The sequence below is a fragment of the Microcella sp. genome, from assembly GCF_019739195.1.
Taxonomy (GTDB): domain Bacteria; phylum Actinomycetota; class Actinomycetes; order Actinomycetales; family Microbacteriaceae; genus Microcella.
Window position 1 is genome coordinate 1,872,751 of record NZ_JAHHDS010000003.1, and the last position, 14,008, is coordinate 1,886,758.

Here is a 14,008-nt window from a genome sequence, read left to right on the forward strand (position 1 = left end):
AGAGCCGAAGCACCACCACATCCCCTATGAAAGGACACACAGTGAAGAAGAACCTTCTTCTTTCGGCCGTGGCCATTGGCGCGATGACCTTCGGTCTCGCGGCCTGCTCGGCCCCGGTTGCAGATGGCGGAGACGGCGAAGGCGGAGGCCTCATCGGCGTCGCCATGCCGACCCGCTCGTCGGAGCGCTGGATCGCTGACGGCGACGCCCTCGTGGCCGAGCTCGAGGCCGCCGGCTACGAAGTCGACCTGCAGTTCGCAGAGGACGACATCCCCACCCAGGTCTCGCAGGTCGAGAACATGATCACGCGGGGTGCCGAGGCGCTCATCATCGCGGCGATCGACGGCACGACGCTCACCTCGGTGCTGCAGACCGCCGCTGACAGCGACATCCCGGTCATCGCCTACGACCGCCTCATCCGCGACTCGGGCAACGTCAACTACTATGCGACCTTCGACAACTTCCTCGTCGGCCAGCAGCAGGCGTGGACGGTTCTGACTGGTCTCGGCCTCACCGACCTCGAGGGCAACCCCGTCGACGGCGCGCCCGAGGGTCCGTTCAACATCGAGCTGTTCGCTGGTTCGCTCGACGACAACAACGCGTTCTTCTTCTTCAACGGCGCCATGGATGTTCTCCAGCCGCTGATCGATGACGGAACGCTCGTCGTCAAGTCGGGTCAGACCGACATCGAGCAGGCCGCCACCCTCCGCTGGGACGGTGAGGTTGCTCAGAGCCGCATGGAGGACCTGCTGACGGCGAACTACTCGGACGGCACCAAGGTCAACGCCGTTCTGTCGCCGTACGACGGCCTGAGCCGTGGCATCATCTCGGCCCTGACCGACGCTGGCTACGCCGTGGGTGTCGACTTCCCGATCATCTCGGGTCAGGACGCTGAGATCGACTCGGTCAAGGCGATCCTCTCGGGTGAGCAGTTCGCGACCATCTTCAAGGACACTCGCGAACTCGCGAAGGTCGCGGCCGGCATGGCTGTCGCGCTGCTCGAAGGCGGAGAGCCGGAGATCAACGACACCACCACGTACGACAACGGCGTGCTCGTCGTGCCGTCGTTCCTGCTCGGCCCCGTGCCGGTCATTGCGGACAACGTGGAGTCGGCGCTCGTCGACACCGGCTACTGGACCGCTGAGGAGCTCGGCCTCTAACGAGACCGCGTGACCAGCACCATGTAGTGACTGCCGGTGGTGGGGAGAGCGACTAGGCTCCCCACCACCGGCTCCTCCCCACAACGACGTAAGGAAGTGGGCTCAACCGTGACCCAGAACATCCTCGAGATGCGGTCGATCACGAAGACCTTCCCGGGTGTCAAGGCGCTCTCTGACGTCACCCTCGAGGTGGCGCGCGGAGAGATCCATGCCATCTGCGGTGAGAACGGCGCCGGAAAGTCGACGCTCATGAAGGTGCTCTCCGGGGTCTACCCGCACGGCACCTACGACGGCGACATCGTCTTCGACAACGAGGTCGTCGAGTTCCGCGACATTCGTGCGAGCGAGGCCAAGGGCATCGTCATCATTCACCAGGAGCTGGCCTTGAGCCGCTACCTCTCGATCGCCGAGAACATCTTCTTGAACAACGAAGTCAAGGGTCCGCTCGGACTCATCGACTGGGACCGCACGAACCTGGAGGCGAAGAAGCTTCTGGCGCGCGTCGGACTCGACGAAGACCCCACGCGCCGCATCATCGACATCGGCGTCGGCAAGCAGCAGCTTGTCGAGATCGCCAAGGCACTGTCGAAAGAAGTCAAGTTGCTTATTCTCGACGAGCCGACTGCCGCGCTCAACGACAGCGACTCCGACCACCTGCTCGACCTGATGCAGCACCTCAAGGGGCAGGGCATCACGTCGATCATCATCAGCCACAAGCTCAACGAGATCAAGAAGGTCGCAGACTCGGTCACCGTGATCCGCGACGGCAAGACCATCGAGACCATTCAGCACGCCGATGTCTCGGAAGACCGCATCATCAAGGGCATGGTCGGCCGCGATCTCGAGCACCGGTACCCCGACCACACGCCGCACATCGGCGAGGAGGTGTTGCGCGTCGAGAACTGGACCGCTCACCACCCGCAAGACCCCAGCCGGGTGATCGTCGACAGCGTCGACCTGAATGTGCGTGCTGGCGAGATTGTCGGCATTGCGGGCCTCATGGGCGCCGGGCGCACCGAGTTCGCCATGAGCCTGTTCGGGCAGACCTACGGCAGCCGCATCAGCGGCAAGGTCTTCAAGGGCGGGGTCGAGATCAAGACCCGGTCGGTCGACGAAGCGATTCGCAATGGCATCGCCTACGCCACCGAAGACCGCAAGATGTTCGGGCTCAACCTCATCGAAGACATCAAGCGCAACATCTCGATGGCGTCGCTGCGCAAGCTCGTGCGCATGGGCCTTGTCGACGACAACGAAGAATACAAAGTCGCCAACGAATACCGACAGAGCATGAACATCAAGGCTCCGACGGTGCTCACGAAGGCCGGTCAGTTGTCGGGCGGCAACCAGCAGAAGGTCGTGCTCTCGAAGTGGATCTACTCGAACCCCGACGTGCTGATTCTCGACGAACCGACGCGCGGCATCGACGTCGGTGCGAAGTACGAGATCTACACGATCATCAACCGCCTCGCGAGCGAGGGAAAGGCGATCATCGTCATTTCCTCTGAGCTGCCCGAACTGCTGGGCATCTGCGATCGCATCTACGCCCTCTCCGAGGGCCGGATCACCGGTGAGATGCCGGTGGCCGACGCCACCCCCGAAGCCCTCCTCAAGCTCATGACCCTGGAGAAGCAGCGCTAATGTCTGACACCGCAACCACGACCCCGCCGAAATCGTCCGGCGGCATCAAACTGCCCACCACTCTGCAGCTGATCGTCACCGATCTCGGTAAGAACGGCATCTTCCTCGCGCTCATCGCCGTGGTCGTGCTGTTCTCGATCACGACGAACGGCATTCTGCTGAGGCCGCAGAACATCTCGAACCTCGTCGTGCAGAACGGCTACATTCTGGTGCTCGCCATCGGCATGGTTCTCGTCATCGTGGCAGGGCACATCGACCTGTCGGTCGGCTCGATCGCCGCCTTCATCGGTGCCATCTCGGGCGTCTTCATCAGAGACCTCGGTTTTCCGTGGTGGCTCGCCATCATCGGCGCCCTCGTCGTCGGCCTCATCGTGGGAGCCTGGCAGGGGTTCTGGATCGCCTACGTCGGCATACCCGCGTTCATCGTGACGCTCGCGGGCATGCTCATCTTCAGAGGTCTCGCGCTCATCACGCTCGGCAACTCGAACATCGGCTCGTTCCCCGAGGAGTACCGGGCTCTCGGCAACGGATTCATCGACTTGCCGTTCGATATTGGGCCCGACCAAATTGACGTCATCACTCTGCTGATCGGCTTGATCGCTATCGTGGGCCTCGTCGTGCAGCAGATGCGCACGCGTGCCGGCCGCAAGAAGTACGGCCAAGAGGTCGACCCGACGGTCTGGTTCATCGCGAAGATGGCCCTCGTCGCGGCCGGTATCGGAGCGTTCTTCTTCGCACTTGCGAGCTTCAAGGGTGTTCCGGTGACGCTGGTGATTCTCGCGGTGCTCGTGATGGTCTACGGCATCGTCGCCAACCGCACGGTCTTCGGCCGCCACATCTACGCTGTGGGTGGCAACCGACGTGCCGCCGAACTGTCGGGCGTCAAGACGCGCTCAGTCGACTTCTGGCTGTTCGTCAACATGGGTCTGCTCGCCGCCATGGCCGGTCTGATCTTCACGGCCCGTCTGAACCTGGCAGGGCCGAAGGCCGGTGACGGCTTCGAGCTCGAGGCCATTTCGGCCGCGTTCATCGGCGGCGCTGCGGTGCAGGGCGGCATCGGCACCATCGGTGGCGCCATCATCGGTGGCCTCATCATCGGCGTGCTCAACAACGGCATGTCGATCATGGGCATCGGCATCGAGTGGCAGCAGGCCGTCAAGGGCCTCGTGCTCTTGCTCGCCGTCGCCTTCGATGTCTACAACAAGCGTCGGTCGGGCACGAGCGTCGCTCGCTGATCGAGGACTCGTGACGAGGGGGTGGCCGGCATGCCGCCCCCTCGTCGCATGAGCGGATCGCGAAACGGAGTGCGCCCCCAGGCGCCGTCGGTGCTCAGGCCCCTTCGGTAAGGTCTGGCGGATGAGTTCGCCGATGACCCCAGAGACCTCCGTTGCGGGGTCGAGCGCGTCGAGCCGTCGAGTTCGACGTCGCTGGCCGATCATCACGGGGTCGGTGGCAGTGGGCATAGCCATGCTGCTCGGGCTGTTGCTGGTGGTGCGTGAGGCGCCTGGCAGCCTCGATCAGGAATGGATGGACGACCTGCTCGAGGAACGCGGTCCGTGGTGGGACGTGCCTGCGCTGCTGCTCGACTGGATCGGCGGGCATGTCGTCGGCATCGTGATCGTGCCGGTCGCGATGGTGATCTGGCTGCTCGCCCTGCGTCGACCGTGGGCGGCGGGCTTCTCGCTCGTGGCGGCGATCGTGAGTGCGGCTGTCGTGCAGCTGCTCAAGACACTGTTCGACCGCGCGCGGCCAGAGCTCATGCTCGTCGCGAGTGACGAGGGCTCCTTTCCCTCGGGCCATGTCGCGAACGCGGCGACCATCGCCGTCGTGGTCGCGCTCGTCTTCGGCCTCGGTTCCGACCGTCGCTGGTGGATCTGGCTCGTCGCGTTGGGGTACGTGGTCGCGATGGCGCTCAGCCGCACCTACCTCGGTGTGCACTGGCTCACCGACACGATCGGCGGCGCACTCATCGGCGCGGGCATCGCCGTGGCCCTCTGGGCGCCGATCGCTGACCGGTTGAGCGCCGAGCCACGATCGCCCCGGTCGGCGCAGAGCAGGCATCCCCTCTAGCGCTCTGTTGTCCAGTTGGATAACATGACCGCATGAGAATCCTGCTTGTCGGCGCCGGTGGCGTCGGAGATGCCATCGCCAAGATCGCCGCCCGCCGCTCGTTCTTCGAGCAGATCATCGTGAGCGATTACGACCCGGCGCGCGCCGAGCGCACGATCGCCTGGATCGAGCAGAAGCACGGGCCGCAGGGCGATCGCTTCGTCGCGGCACAGATTGACGCCTCTGACGCCGCGGTCGTCGAGAAGGTCGCCCGCGAGCACGGTGCGACCCACGTCATGAACGCGGTCGAGCCCAAGTTCGTGATGCCCATCTTCGAGGGCGCGAAGGCCGCTGGTGCCGACTACATGGACATGGCGATGAGCCTGTCGAAGCCGCATCCCGAGAACCCCTACAGCGAGACGGGTGTGAAGCTCGGCGACGAGCAGTTCGCGGTGGCTGATGAGTGGGAGTCGGCGGGCCGTCTCGCGCTCGTTGGCATGGGCGTCGAGCCCGGTCTCAGCGACGTCTTTGCGCGCTATGCCGTCGACCACCTGTTCAGCGAGGTCGATGAGTTGGGAACGCGCGATGGTGCCAATCTGGTCGTGCGCGATGACGAGGGCAACGAGATTTTTGCCCCCTCGTTCAGCATCTGGACGACGATCGAAGAATGCCTCAACCCGCCCGTCATTTGGGAGAAGGGCACGGGCTGGTTCACGACGCCGCCGTTCAGCGAGCCGGAAGTCTTCGATTTTCCGGAGGGTATCGGCCCCGTCGAGTGCGTCAACGTCGAGCATGAAGAAGTGCTGCTCATGCCGCGCTGGCTCGACGCGAAGCGCGTGACCTTCAAGTACGGGCTCGGCGACGAGTTCATCGGCATTCTCAAGACCCTCAACCAACTGGGCCTCGACAAGACCGAGCCGATCCGCGTGCGGTCGAAGAACGGGCCCGTCGAGGTGGCACCGCGCGACGTCGTCGCCGCGGGACTGCCCGACCCGGCCACGCTGGGCCCGCGGATGACCGGCAAGACCTGCGCGGGCCTCTGGGTCACCGGCACCGGGGTCGACGGCTCGCCTCGCGACGTCTACCTGTACCACGTGAGCGACAACGAGTGCACGATGGCCGAGTACGAGGCGCAGTGCGTCGTGTGGCAGACCGCGCTCAACCCCGTCATTGCGCTCGAACTGCTCGCGACCGGCGCCTGGAGCGGCGCCGGAGTGCTCGGCCCGGAGGCCTTCGACGCCAAACTCTTCCTCGACCTCATGGCGCTGCCCGAGAGCGAGGGCGGCTACGGTCAGGCTTGGGGTCTGCAGGAGCGCACGCCGGCCTAGCGCGGCTCGCCTGACGCACGATCGCGGGCGCCGAGGTCGTAGAGTCAAGGCATGGCTCGGCAACCGCTTTCCCGCGATCTTGCTGCCGTGCAGAGCGCAGTCGACGGTCGCCGGGCAGGTCGCAGCGTGTTGCGACTTCTCGGCATCCACCGTCGACGCGTGCTCGCCGCGCTCGTATTTTTCGGCCTGAAAGACACGCCCCTCTGGCTCATGCCCGTCATCACGGCTGCCATCATCGACATCGTGGTCGACGGCGGCCCGCCCGAGGCGCTTGCGCTGTGGGCGGCGATCGCGGTGGTCGCACTGCTGCAGAACTACCCCGGCCACGTTGCCTACACGCACTTCTTCATGGGGGCCGTGCGGTCGATTGGTGCCGATCTGCGCAACGCCTTGGCTGCTCGACTGCAAGAGCTCTCCATCGGCTTTCACGCGCGGGCCAACTCGGCGATCGTGCAGACGAAGGTCGTGCGCGATGTCGAGAACGTCGAGGTGATGCTGCAGCAGACGGCACACCCACTGCTCTCGGCGGTCATGGTGCTCATCGGTGCCGTGACGATGACGGCGATCACCGTGCCGCAATTCTTGCCGGTCTACGCGCTCGCGATTCCGCTTGCCGTGGCCCTGAAGTCGCTACTGCAGCGTCGTAGCGATGCGCGCAACGAGACCTTTCGCCGCGAGGTCGAGCACTTCTCGGCGCGCGTCGGCGAGATGGCGACGCTCATGCCGATCACGCGCGCGCACGGCCTCGAGTCGGTCGCGCGCGAGCGGGTCGCCGCGGGTGCGGAAGGCGTGCGCAGCGCGGGTTTCGCCCTCGACCTTCTCAACGGCCGCTTCGCCTCGCTCTCGTGGGTGAGCCTGCAGTTGCTCGGCGTCGGCTGCCTCGTGCTCGCCGCCTGGTTCTCGCTCACCGGGCTACTGCCGATCTCGGCGGGCGAGGTCGTGCTGCTGAGTTCGTACTTCGCGCTGCTCACCACGAGCGCGACGGGTCTGCTCATGCTGCTGCCGATCATCGCGCGCGGTACCGAGTCGGTGCGCTCGATCGCCGAGGTGCTGCAAGAGCCCGATCTCGAGCGCAACGAGGGCCGCCGCGCGGTCGACACGGTGCGCGGCGAGCTCGCTCTTGAGGGAGTTGCCTTCCGGTATCCGGATGCTCCCGACGACGCGCTCGTGGCCATCGACCTGCACATTGCCCCCGGAGAGACTGTCGCCTTCGTCGGGTCGTCGGGCTCGGGCAAGTCGACACTGCTGAACCTGGTGCTCGGCTTCGTGCGGCCGTCGAGCGGCCGCGTACAGCTCGACGGCGCCGACATGGCCGAGCTCGACCTGCGCAGTGTGCGCCGGCACGTCTCGGTCGTGCCGCAAGAGTCGGTGCTCTTCGAGGGCACCGTGCGCGACAACATCGCCTACGGGCTCGGCGAGGTCGAAGACGACCGCATCGAGAGGGCGCTGCGCGATGCCAACGCGCTCGAGCTCGTTCGCGCTCTGCCGCAGGGCTGGCACACAATCGTGGGTGAGCGCGGTGCGCGGCTGTCGGGCGGCCAGCGGCAGCGCCTCTCGATCGCGCGGGCGCTGGTGCGCGACCCGAGCATCCTGCTGCTCGATGAGGCGACGAGCGCGCTCGACAGCCAGTCAGAGGCGGCCATCGCCGAGGCCCTCGCGCGGCTCATGGCCGGTCGCACGACCCTCGTCGTCGCTCACCGGCTCTCCACGATCCGCTCGGCCGACCGTATCGTCGTGCTCGAGCGCGGGCGCATCATCGAAGTCGGCGACCACGAGCAACTGCTCGCCGCTGGCGGTCGCTATGCCGAGCTGCACAGGGTGCAGGCGGGCTGAGCCCGTCGCTAGGTGCGGGCGCGCAGCCTCACGAGACTCCAGCTCTCGGGCGGCAGGGTCACCTGCGTCGAGCCGTCGCCGACATGCACGTCGTCGAGCACGCGCGGCGCCGCCTCGGCGACCTCCGCGGCTGTGCGCCGCGGGCCGTGGTCATCGGCGAGCAGGGTGAGCGCGTCGACCAGCGCCACATCCGCGAAGCCGAGGTGGTCGAGTGTCGTGGCGACGGGCTCGGTCGAGCGGTTCGTCACCGAAAGCACGAGCTCGCTCTCGTCGGAGTTCCAGACGACCGCAGCCGAGAGCGCCTCGACCTCGCCGTGCTTCGCGGTGGCCAGGCGGGGCGAGTCGAGCCGAGCATCCAGGGCGGTGCCCCGCGCATGCCGCGCCAGCAGCGCGATCGGGGCGAACGTCGTCTGCCGCCACGCGTCGCCGCCAGGCTCGGTCATGATCGGAGCGATGACGTTGACGAGCTGAGCGAGGCAGGCGACGCCCACCCGGTCGGCATTGCGCACGAGGGTGGTGAGCAGGTCGGCGACCACGACGGCGTCGAGGGCCGAGTAGACGTCTTCGATGAGGCGCGGCCGTTCGAGCAGCTCGAGGTTGGTCTCGCCGGCGAAGTCGTCGATGTACCAGACGTTCCACTCGTCGACCGAGAGCTTGATCCGTTTGGTCGAGTGGCGCTTCGCTGCGACGGCGTCTGCTGTGGCGATGACCTCGTGCAGAAATGCTTCGAACGAGGCACCCGACGCAAGAAAGCTCGCGCGATCGCCGTCGCGCTCCTGATAGTAGGCGTGCACCGAGATGTACTCGACGTCGTCGAAGGTGTGCTCGAGCACCACCCGCTCCCACTCGCCGAAGGTCGCCATGTCGCGGGCGCTGCTGCCGCACGCGACGAGCTCGATGCTCGGGTCGACGCGCCGCATCGCCTGCGCTGCTTGGCTCGCGAGCCGACCGTAGTCGTCGGCCGACTTGTGGCCGATCTGCCAGGGGCCGTCCATCTCGTTGCCGAGGCACCACAGCCGAATGCCGTGCGGCTCGTCAGCGCCATTCGCCCGACGTAGCTCGCTCAAGGTCGTGCCGCCGTCGATGTTGCAGTATTCGACGAGATCGGCAGCTTCGGCTGCGCCGCGCGTGCCGAGGTTCACGGCCATCATCGGCTCGGTGCCGGTGAGACGGCACCACCGCATGAAGTCGTCGGTGCCGACAGCGTTTGGCTCGATCGTGCGCCACGCGAGGTCGATGCGCGTGGGGCGCTGATCGCGCGGGCCGACTCCGTCTTCCCACCGATAGTTCGACACGAAGTTGCCGCCGGGGTAGCGCACCACGGTCGTGCCCAGCTCGCGGGTCAGCTCGGCCACGTCACCGCGCCACCCCTCGGCATCGGCCGTGGGGTGACCGGGCTCGTAGATGCCCGAGTAGACGGCGCGCCCGAGGTGCTCGACGAACGAGCCGAACACTCGTCGGTCGACCTCGCCGATCGCGAAGGCCGGGTGGATGCTGAGGCGGGCGCTGCTCACGCGCGTGCTGCTGACAGATACGGGGCCACAGCGCCAGCGTATCCGTCGGCGGTGCGCTGTGCGACGGCGGCGAAGTCGTCGGCCCAGATGTCGGCGTGAAACAGCTCGACCTCGATATCGCCGGCGTATCCGGCCTGTTCGACCGCACGCGTCATGGTCGCGAAATCGATCATGCCCTCGCCCGGGTAGACGCGCGAGAGCAGCACGTCGGCGGGCAGCGGTGTGCGCCAGTCGCAGGCCTGATAACTCGCGATGCGCCCTTCGGCTCCGGCGCGCTCGATGCTCGGCAGCAGCGCTGGGTCCCACCAGACGTGAAAGCTGTCGATCACGACGCCGACCGTCTCGGGCGCATAGGGCGCTGCGAGGTCGAGGGCCTGAGCGAGCGTCGAGACGACAGCGCGGTCGCTCGCGTACATGGGGTGCAGGGCCTCGATGGCGAGGGTGACTCCGGCTGCAGCGGCGTGCGGGGCGAGTTCATCGAGCGCCTCGGCGAAGCGCGAGCGAGCGCCGACGAGATCGCGCGAGCCCTCGGGCAACCCGCCCGCCACGAGGACGAGCACGGCGGCCGAGCCGGGCGCGCCCGCGCCGGCGAGCGTCGCGGTCTCGTCGATGCCGCGCAGGTTCTCGTCGATCGCCGCGCGCCGGGTCGGCCCTTCGGGGTCGGTCGCGAAGCCCGTGCGGCACAGGCTTGAGAAGCGCAGTCCGCTCGCGGCCAGCATCGTCGCAGCCCGCGCAAGACCGACCTCGGCCACGGGCTCGCGCCACAGTCCGATCGCCTCGATGCCCGCGGCTGCGGTGACCTCGAGAGCCTGGGAGAGGCTCGCATGCTTGATCGTCGCTTGATTGAGCGACAGACGGTGGATGCTCATCGCGCGAGCCCCGCCCCCGCGAGCGCACCGCCGCGGGTCGTCGCAGCCGGCGCGGCCACTCCGTGCACGGCGAGCAGCGCGTGCCACCGCTCGAGGGCGAGCTCGGGGCGCTCGAGCGCCCCGCAAGCGTTGGAGAGTTCGACGATGCGCGACAGGTGCGGAATACTGCGTCCGGCGTGCAACCCGCCGACCATCGAGAAGCCGGGCTGGTGGCCGTTGAGCCACGACAGGAAGGCGACGCCCGTCTTGTAGAACCAGGTGGGCGCGGCGAAGATCTGCCGCGAGAGCTCTTCGGTCGGGCCGAGCAGCGCGCGGTACCCGTCGACGTCGTCGGCGTCGAGCCGCTGGATCGCCGCCGAGGCGAGCGGGCCGAGCGCGGCAAACGCCCCGAGCAGCGCGTCGGAGTGGTGGCGGCCGTCGCCCTCGATGAGGCTCACGTAGTGGAAGTCGTCGCCCGTGAGCATGCGCGCGTGCGCGGGCAGGGCTGCGCGCACGGCGATCTCGGCATCAGCATCCAGCAGGCTCATCTTCACACCGCGCACGGTGTCGGGGTTGCCCTCGATGATGCGCAGCAGCGTGCGGGTCGCAACCTCGGTGTCGTCGCTGCCGAAGTACCCGGCGAGCTGCGGGTCGAAGGCGGTGCCGAGCCAGTGCAGCACGACCGGGGTCGTGGCCTGCTGCAGCACGGCGTCGTACACGCGCACGTAGTCATCGGCGCTCTCGGCCACACGCGCGAGGTGACGGCTTGCCATGAGCACGACGCCCGCGCCCGCCTCTTCAGTCTCGTGCAGCTGCTGCCGGTAGGCGTCGATGACCGCGGGCAGCGAGATCGTGGTCTCGTCGACGTGATCGGTGTTGACCCCGACGACGACAGCGCCGCCCACGCTGCGTGCTTCGGCGGCGCTGCGGCGAACGAGCTCGCGCGTCGCAGCGGCGTCGAGGCCCATGTTGCGCTGCGCGGTATCCATCGCGTCTGCGACGCCGAGGCCCCATGACCACAGGTGATGGCGAAACGCCAGCGTCGACTCCCAGTCGATCTCGGCCGGGTGCCCCGGCACATTCTCAGCGTGCGTCGCGGGCACGACATGCGCTGCGGCGTAGGCGACGCGGCTGCGCAGCGGCGCGGTGGGCCGTGTCAGCGCGGGGGCGTCGGCGAGCGGGATGCTCGAGACGACGCCCTCGGCCGAGACCAGAGTCAGGGCATCCATCGTCGACTACGCCGTCGCCGCGCCCACCGGGGCGTCGATCGTCACGACCGGCACGTCGACGCGGCGACCGTCGCGCGACGACTCGAGACCCTTCTCGGCGAGCAGCATGCCGCGGGCGCCGGCGAGGAAGTCATAGTGGTTCGGGGCGTCGTCGACGACGTGGCGGATGAAGTCCTCCCACTGCGTCTTGAAGCCGTTCTCGAAGATCTCGTTGGTGGGCACATCGACCCACGTCGAGTCGTAGTCGATCTCGTCGACGAGGTCGGGGTTCCACACCGGCTTGGGGGTCGCGTTGCGCGGCTGGATCTTGCACCCGAACAGCCCCACGACGGCTGAGCCGTGCGTGCCGTCGACCTGGAACTGCACGAGCTCGTCGCGGTCGACTCGCACCGTCCAGCTCGAGTTGAGCTGGGCGATGATGCCGCCCTCGAGCTCGAAGACCGCATAGGCGGCGTCGTCGGCGGTGGCGGCGTAGGGCTGGCCCGCCTCGTCGACGCGGGCGGGAATGTGGGTGACGGCGCGCGAGTACACCGACTCGACGCGGCCGAAGAGGTTCTCGAGCACGTAGCTCCAGTGCGGGAACATGTCGACTGTGATGCCGCCGCCGTCTTCGCTGCGGTAGTTCCAGCTCGGGCGCTGCGAGGGGTGCCAGTCGCCCTCGAAGACCCAGTACCCGAACTCGCCACGCACGCTGAGGATGCGGCCGAAGAAGCCCGAGTCGACGAGGCGCTTGAGCTTCTGCAGACCGGGCAGGTAGAGCTTGTCGTGCACGACACCGTTCTTGACACCTGCCTCGGCGGCGAGGCGCGCGAGGGTCAGCGCGTCATCGTACGATTCGGCGGTCGGCTTCTCGGTGTAGATCGCCTTGCCGGCCGCGATCGCCTTCTGAATGGCGCCGAAACGCGCCTTCGTGACGAGGAAGTCGGCGTAGATCTGCCACTGGTCGTCGGCGAGCGCCGCGTCGAGGTCGGTCGTGTAGTCGGCGATCTCGTGACGGCGGGCGAGCTCGGCGAGCTTCTCTTCGTTGCGCCCGACGAGAAGGGGGCGCACCTGCACGCGGCGACCGTCGGCGAGCTCGACGCCGCCCTGGTCGCGAATCGCGAGGATCGACCGCACGAGGTGCTGCCGGTAGCCCATGCGCCCGGAGGCGCCGTTCATGATGATGCCGATGGTCGACTCTGACACGGTGGTTCTCTCTGCTCTGGGGTCGGTCTGGCGGGTTCCGCACGGCGGGCGCGCCAGCGCTCCTCTACACGGGAAAGCGTTTACCAAACTGTAGAGCCATCATCGCGTCGAAGCAAGAGGGCGGGCGAAAACTCAGCGACCGGGCGTGGATGCGCGCAGCACGACGCGCGTGGCGACAGGCGCATCGCTGCCGGGAGCCGGCTCGTCGAGCGCCATGGCGAGTGCGCGCCGGCCGACCTCGACGAGGTCGATTGCGACGGTCGTGAGCGGCGGCGTGACGTCGCGCACGGTGGGGATGTCGTCGAAGCCCGCGAGCGCGACGTCGATGCCGGGGGTGAGGCCGGCATCGCGAACGGCCGCGAGCGCGCCGACCGCCATGACGTCGTTGACCGCGAAGACGAGGTCGATCGTGCGACCCGACGCGAGCAGACGTTGCATGCCCTCGTAGCCGCCGTCACGCGTGAAGGCCGTGCGTTCGACGGCCAGAGGGTCGAGTGCGACCCCTCGGCTCGCGAGGCCTTCGCTGAACCCGCGCAAGCGGTCTTCTGAGGTCAGCAGGCCTTCAGGGGCGGCGAGCACGGCGACGTCGCGATAGCCGCGCTCGGCGAGGGCGACGGCGAGGTCGTGCGCTCCGGCGGCGTTGTCGAGCAGAACGGTGCGGAAATCGAGATCGTTGGTGCTGATGATCACGACGCGCCCGCCGGTCTGCTCGAAGGCATCGAGTTCGGCCCGCAAGGCGGGGCCCAGGGGGTCGTCGGCGCGGCGGGAGCCGGCAAGAATCATGACCCGCGGCCGCTGGCCCCGCATCGTGCGCACGAGCTCGAGTTCGCGCGCGGGGTCGCGCTCGGTCGCGGCCATCGTGACGAGCAGTTCGGCCGTTTCGGCGGCTTCGGCCACTCCGGAGGCGATCGTCGAGAAGTAGGGGTCTGCAATGTCGGCGACGAGCAGAGCCACCGTGCGCGACGTGCCGCGCGCGACGGCCTGCGCCGAGAGGTTGGGCGTGTAGTTGAGGCGCTCGGCGGCGGCGATCACCCGCTGCCGGTACTCGTCCGCGACCTTGCGCGTGCTGCCGTTGAGCGAGCGGGAGGCCGTGGCGAGCGAGACGCCGGCTTCGCGCGCGACGTCGTGCAGGGTCACCGCCGCGCGGCTCTCTGCCGGCGCCGGTGCCGGGGTGGAGTTCTCGGGGGCGCTCATCGAGGGACATCCTGCCATGCACGCGTCGTG

At 67.7% G+C, this 14,008-nt stretch carries 11 protein-coding genes; 6 read left to right on the forward strand and 5 right to left on the reverse strand.

The window, feature by feature from the left end; translation table 11 throughout:
• Positions 1 to 41 precede the first annotated feature (41 nt).
• The 6 genes from chvE (at position 42) to KL788_RS10925 (ending at position 8,008) form a co-directional block, all read left to right on the forward strand.
• Positions 42 to 1,160, forward strand: a complete 1,119-nt coding sequence (chvE, locus tag KL788_RS10900; RefSeq protein ID WP_293171345.1) for a multiple monosaccharide ABC transporter substrate-binding protein — start codon at positions 42 to 44, stop codon at positions 1,158 to 1,160.
• A 108-nt stretch (positions 1,161 to 1,268) separates the two neighbouring features.
• Positions 1,269 to 2,798 (forward strand): multiple monosaccharide ABC transporter ATP-binding protein, encoded by a 1,530-nt coding sequence (gene mmsA / locus KL788_RS10905; protein ID WP_293171348.1) that lies wholly within the window; start codon positions 1,269 to 1,271, stop codon positions 2,796 to 2,798.
• A complete protein-coding gene (mmsB, locus tag KL788_RS10910) occupies positions 2,798 to 4,033 on the forward strand; it encodes a multiple monosaccharide ABC transporter permease (protein ID WP_293171351.1) in 1,236 nt (411 codons plus the stop codon). Before mmsA ends, mmsB begins: the two co-directional genes overlap by 1 nt.
• 133 nt (positions 4,034 to 4,166) lie before the next feature.
• Positions 4,167 to 4,868, forward strand: a complete 702-nt coding sequence (locus KL788_RS10915) for a phosphatase PAP2 family protein (protein ID WP_293171354.1) — start codon at positions 4,167 to 4,169, stop codon at positions 4,866 to 4,868.
• A 32-nt stretch (positions 4,869 to 4,900) separates the two neighbouring features.
• Positions 4,901 to 6,175 (forward strand): saccharopine dehydrogenase family protein, encoded by a 1,275-nt coding sequence (locus KL788_RS10920; protein WP_293171357.1) that lies wholly within the window; start codon positions 4,901 to 4,903, stop codon positions 6,173 to 6,175.
• Positions 6,176 to 6,226: 51 nt separating this feature from the next.
• Positions 6,227 to 8,008, forward strand: coding sequence for an ABC transporter ATP-binding protein (locus KL788_RS10925; RefSeq protein ID WP_293171360.1), 1,782 nt, complete (start codon positions 6,227 to 6,229; stop codon positions 8,006 to 8,008).
• An 8-nt stretch (positions 8,009 to 8,016) separates the two neighbouring features.
• On the opposite strand, the gene KL788_RS10930 is transcribed toward KL788_RS10925, so the two are convergent.
• From KL788_RS10930 to KL788_RS10950, 5 genes are all read right to left on the reverse strand, one after another.
• Positions 8,017 to 9,522: an alpha-N-arabinofuranosidase gene (locus KL788_RS10930; RefSeq protein WP_293171363.1), complete on the reverse strand. Its 1,506-nt coding sequence runs from the start codon at positions 9,520 to 9,522 to the stop codon at positions 8,017 to 8,019.
• A complete protein-coding gene (locus tag KL788_RS10935) occupies positions 9,519 to 10,391 on the reverse strand; it encodes a sugar phosphate isomerase/epimerase family protein (RefSeq protein WP_293171366.1) in 873 nt (290 codons plus the stop codon). Before KL788_RS10935 ends, KL788_RS10930 begins: the two co-directional genes overlap by 4 nt.
• A complete protein-coding gene (locus tag KL788_RS10940) occupies positions 10,388 to 11,599 on the reverse strand; it encodes a dihydrodipicolinate synthase family protein (protein ID WP_293171369.1) in 1,212 nt (403 codons plus the stop codon). The genes KL788_RS10935 and KL788_RS10940 overlap by 4 nt, the downstream gene beginning before the upstream one ends.
• Before the next feature lie 6 nt (positions 11,600 to 11,605).
• Positions 11,606 to 12,757, reverse strand: a complete 1,152-nt coding sequence (locus KL788_RS10945) for a Gfo/Idh/MocA family protein (protein WP_293173309.1) — start codon at positions 12,755 to 12,757, stop codon at positions 11,606 to 11,608.
• Positions 12,758 to 12,916: 159 nt separating this feature from the next.
• Positions 12,917 to 13,978 (reverse strand): LacI family DNA-binding transcriptional regulator, encoded by a 1,062-nt coding sequence (locus tag KL788_RS10950; RefSeq protein ID WP_293171372.1) that lies wholly within the window; start codon positions 13,976 to 13,978, stop codon positions 12,917 to 12,919.
• Positions 13,979 to 14,008: the final 30 nt, after the last annotated feature.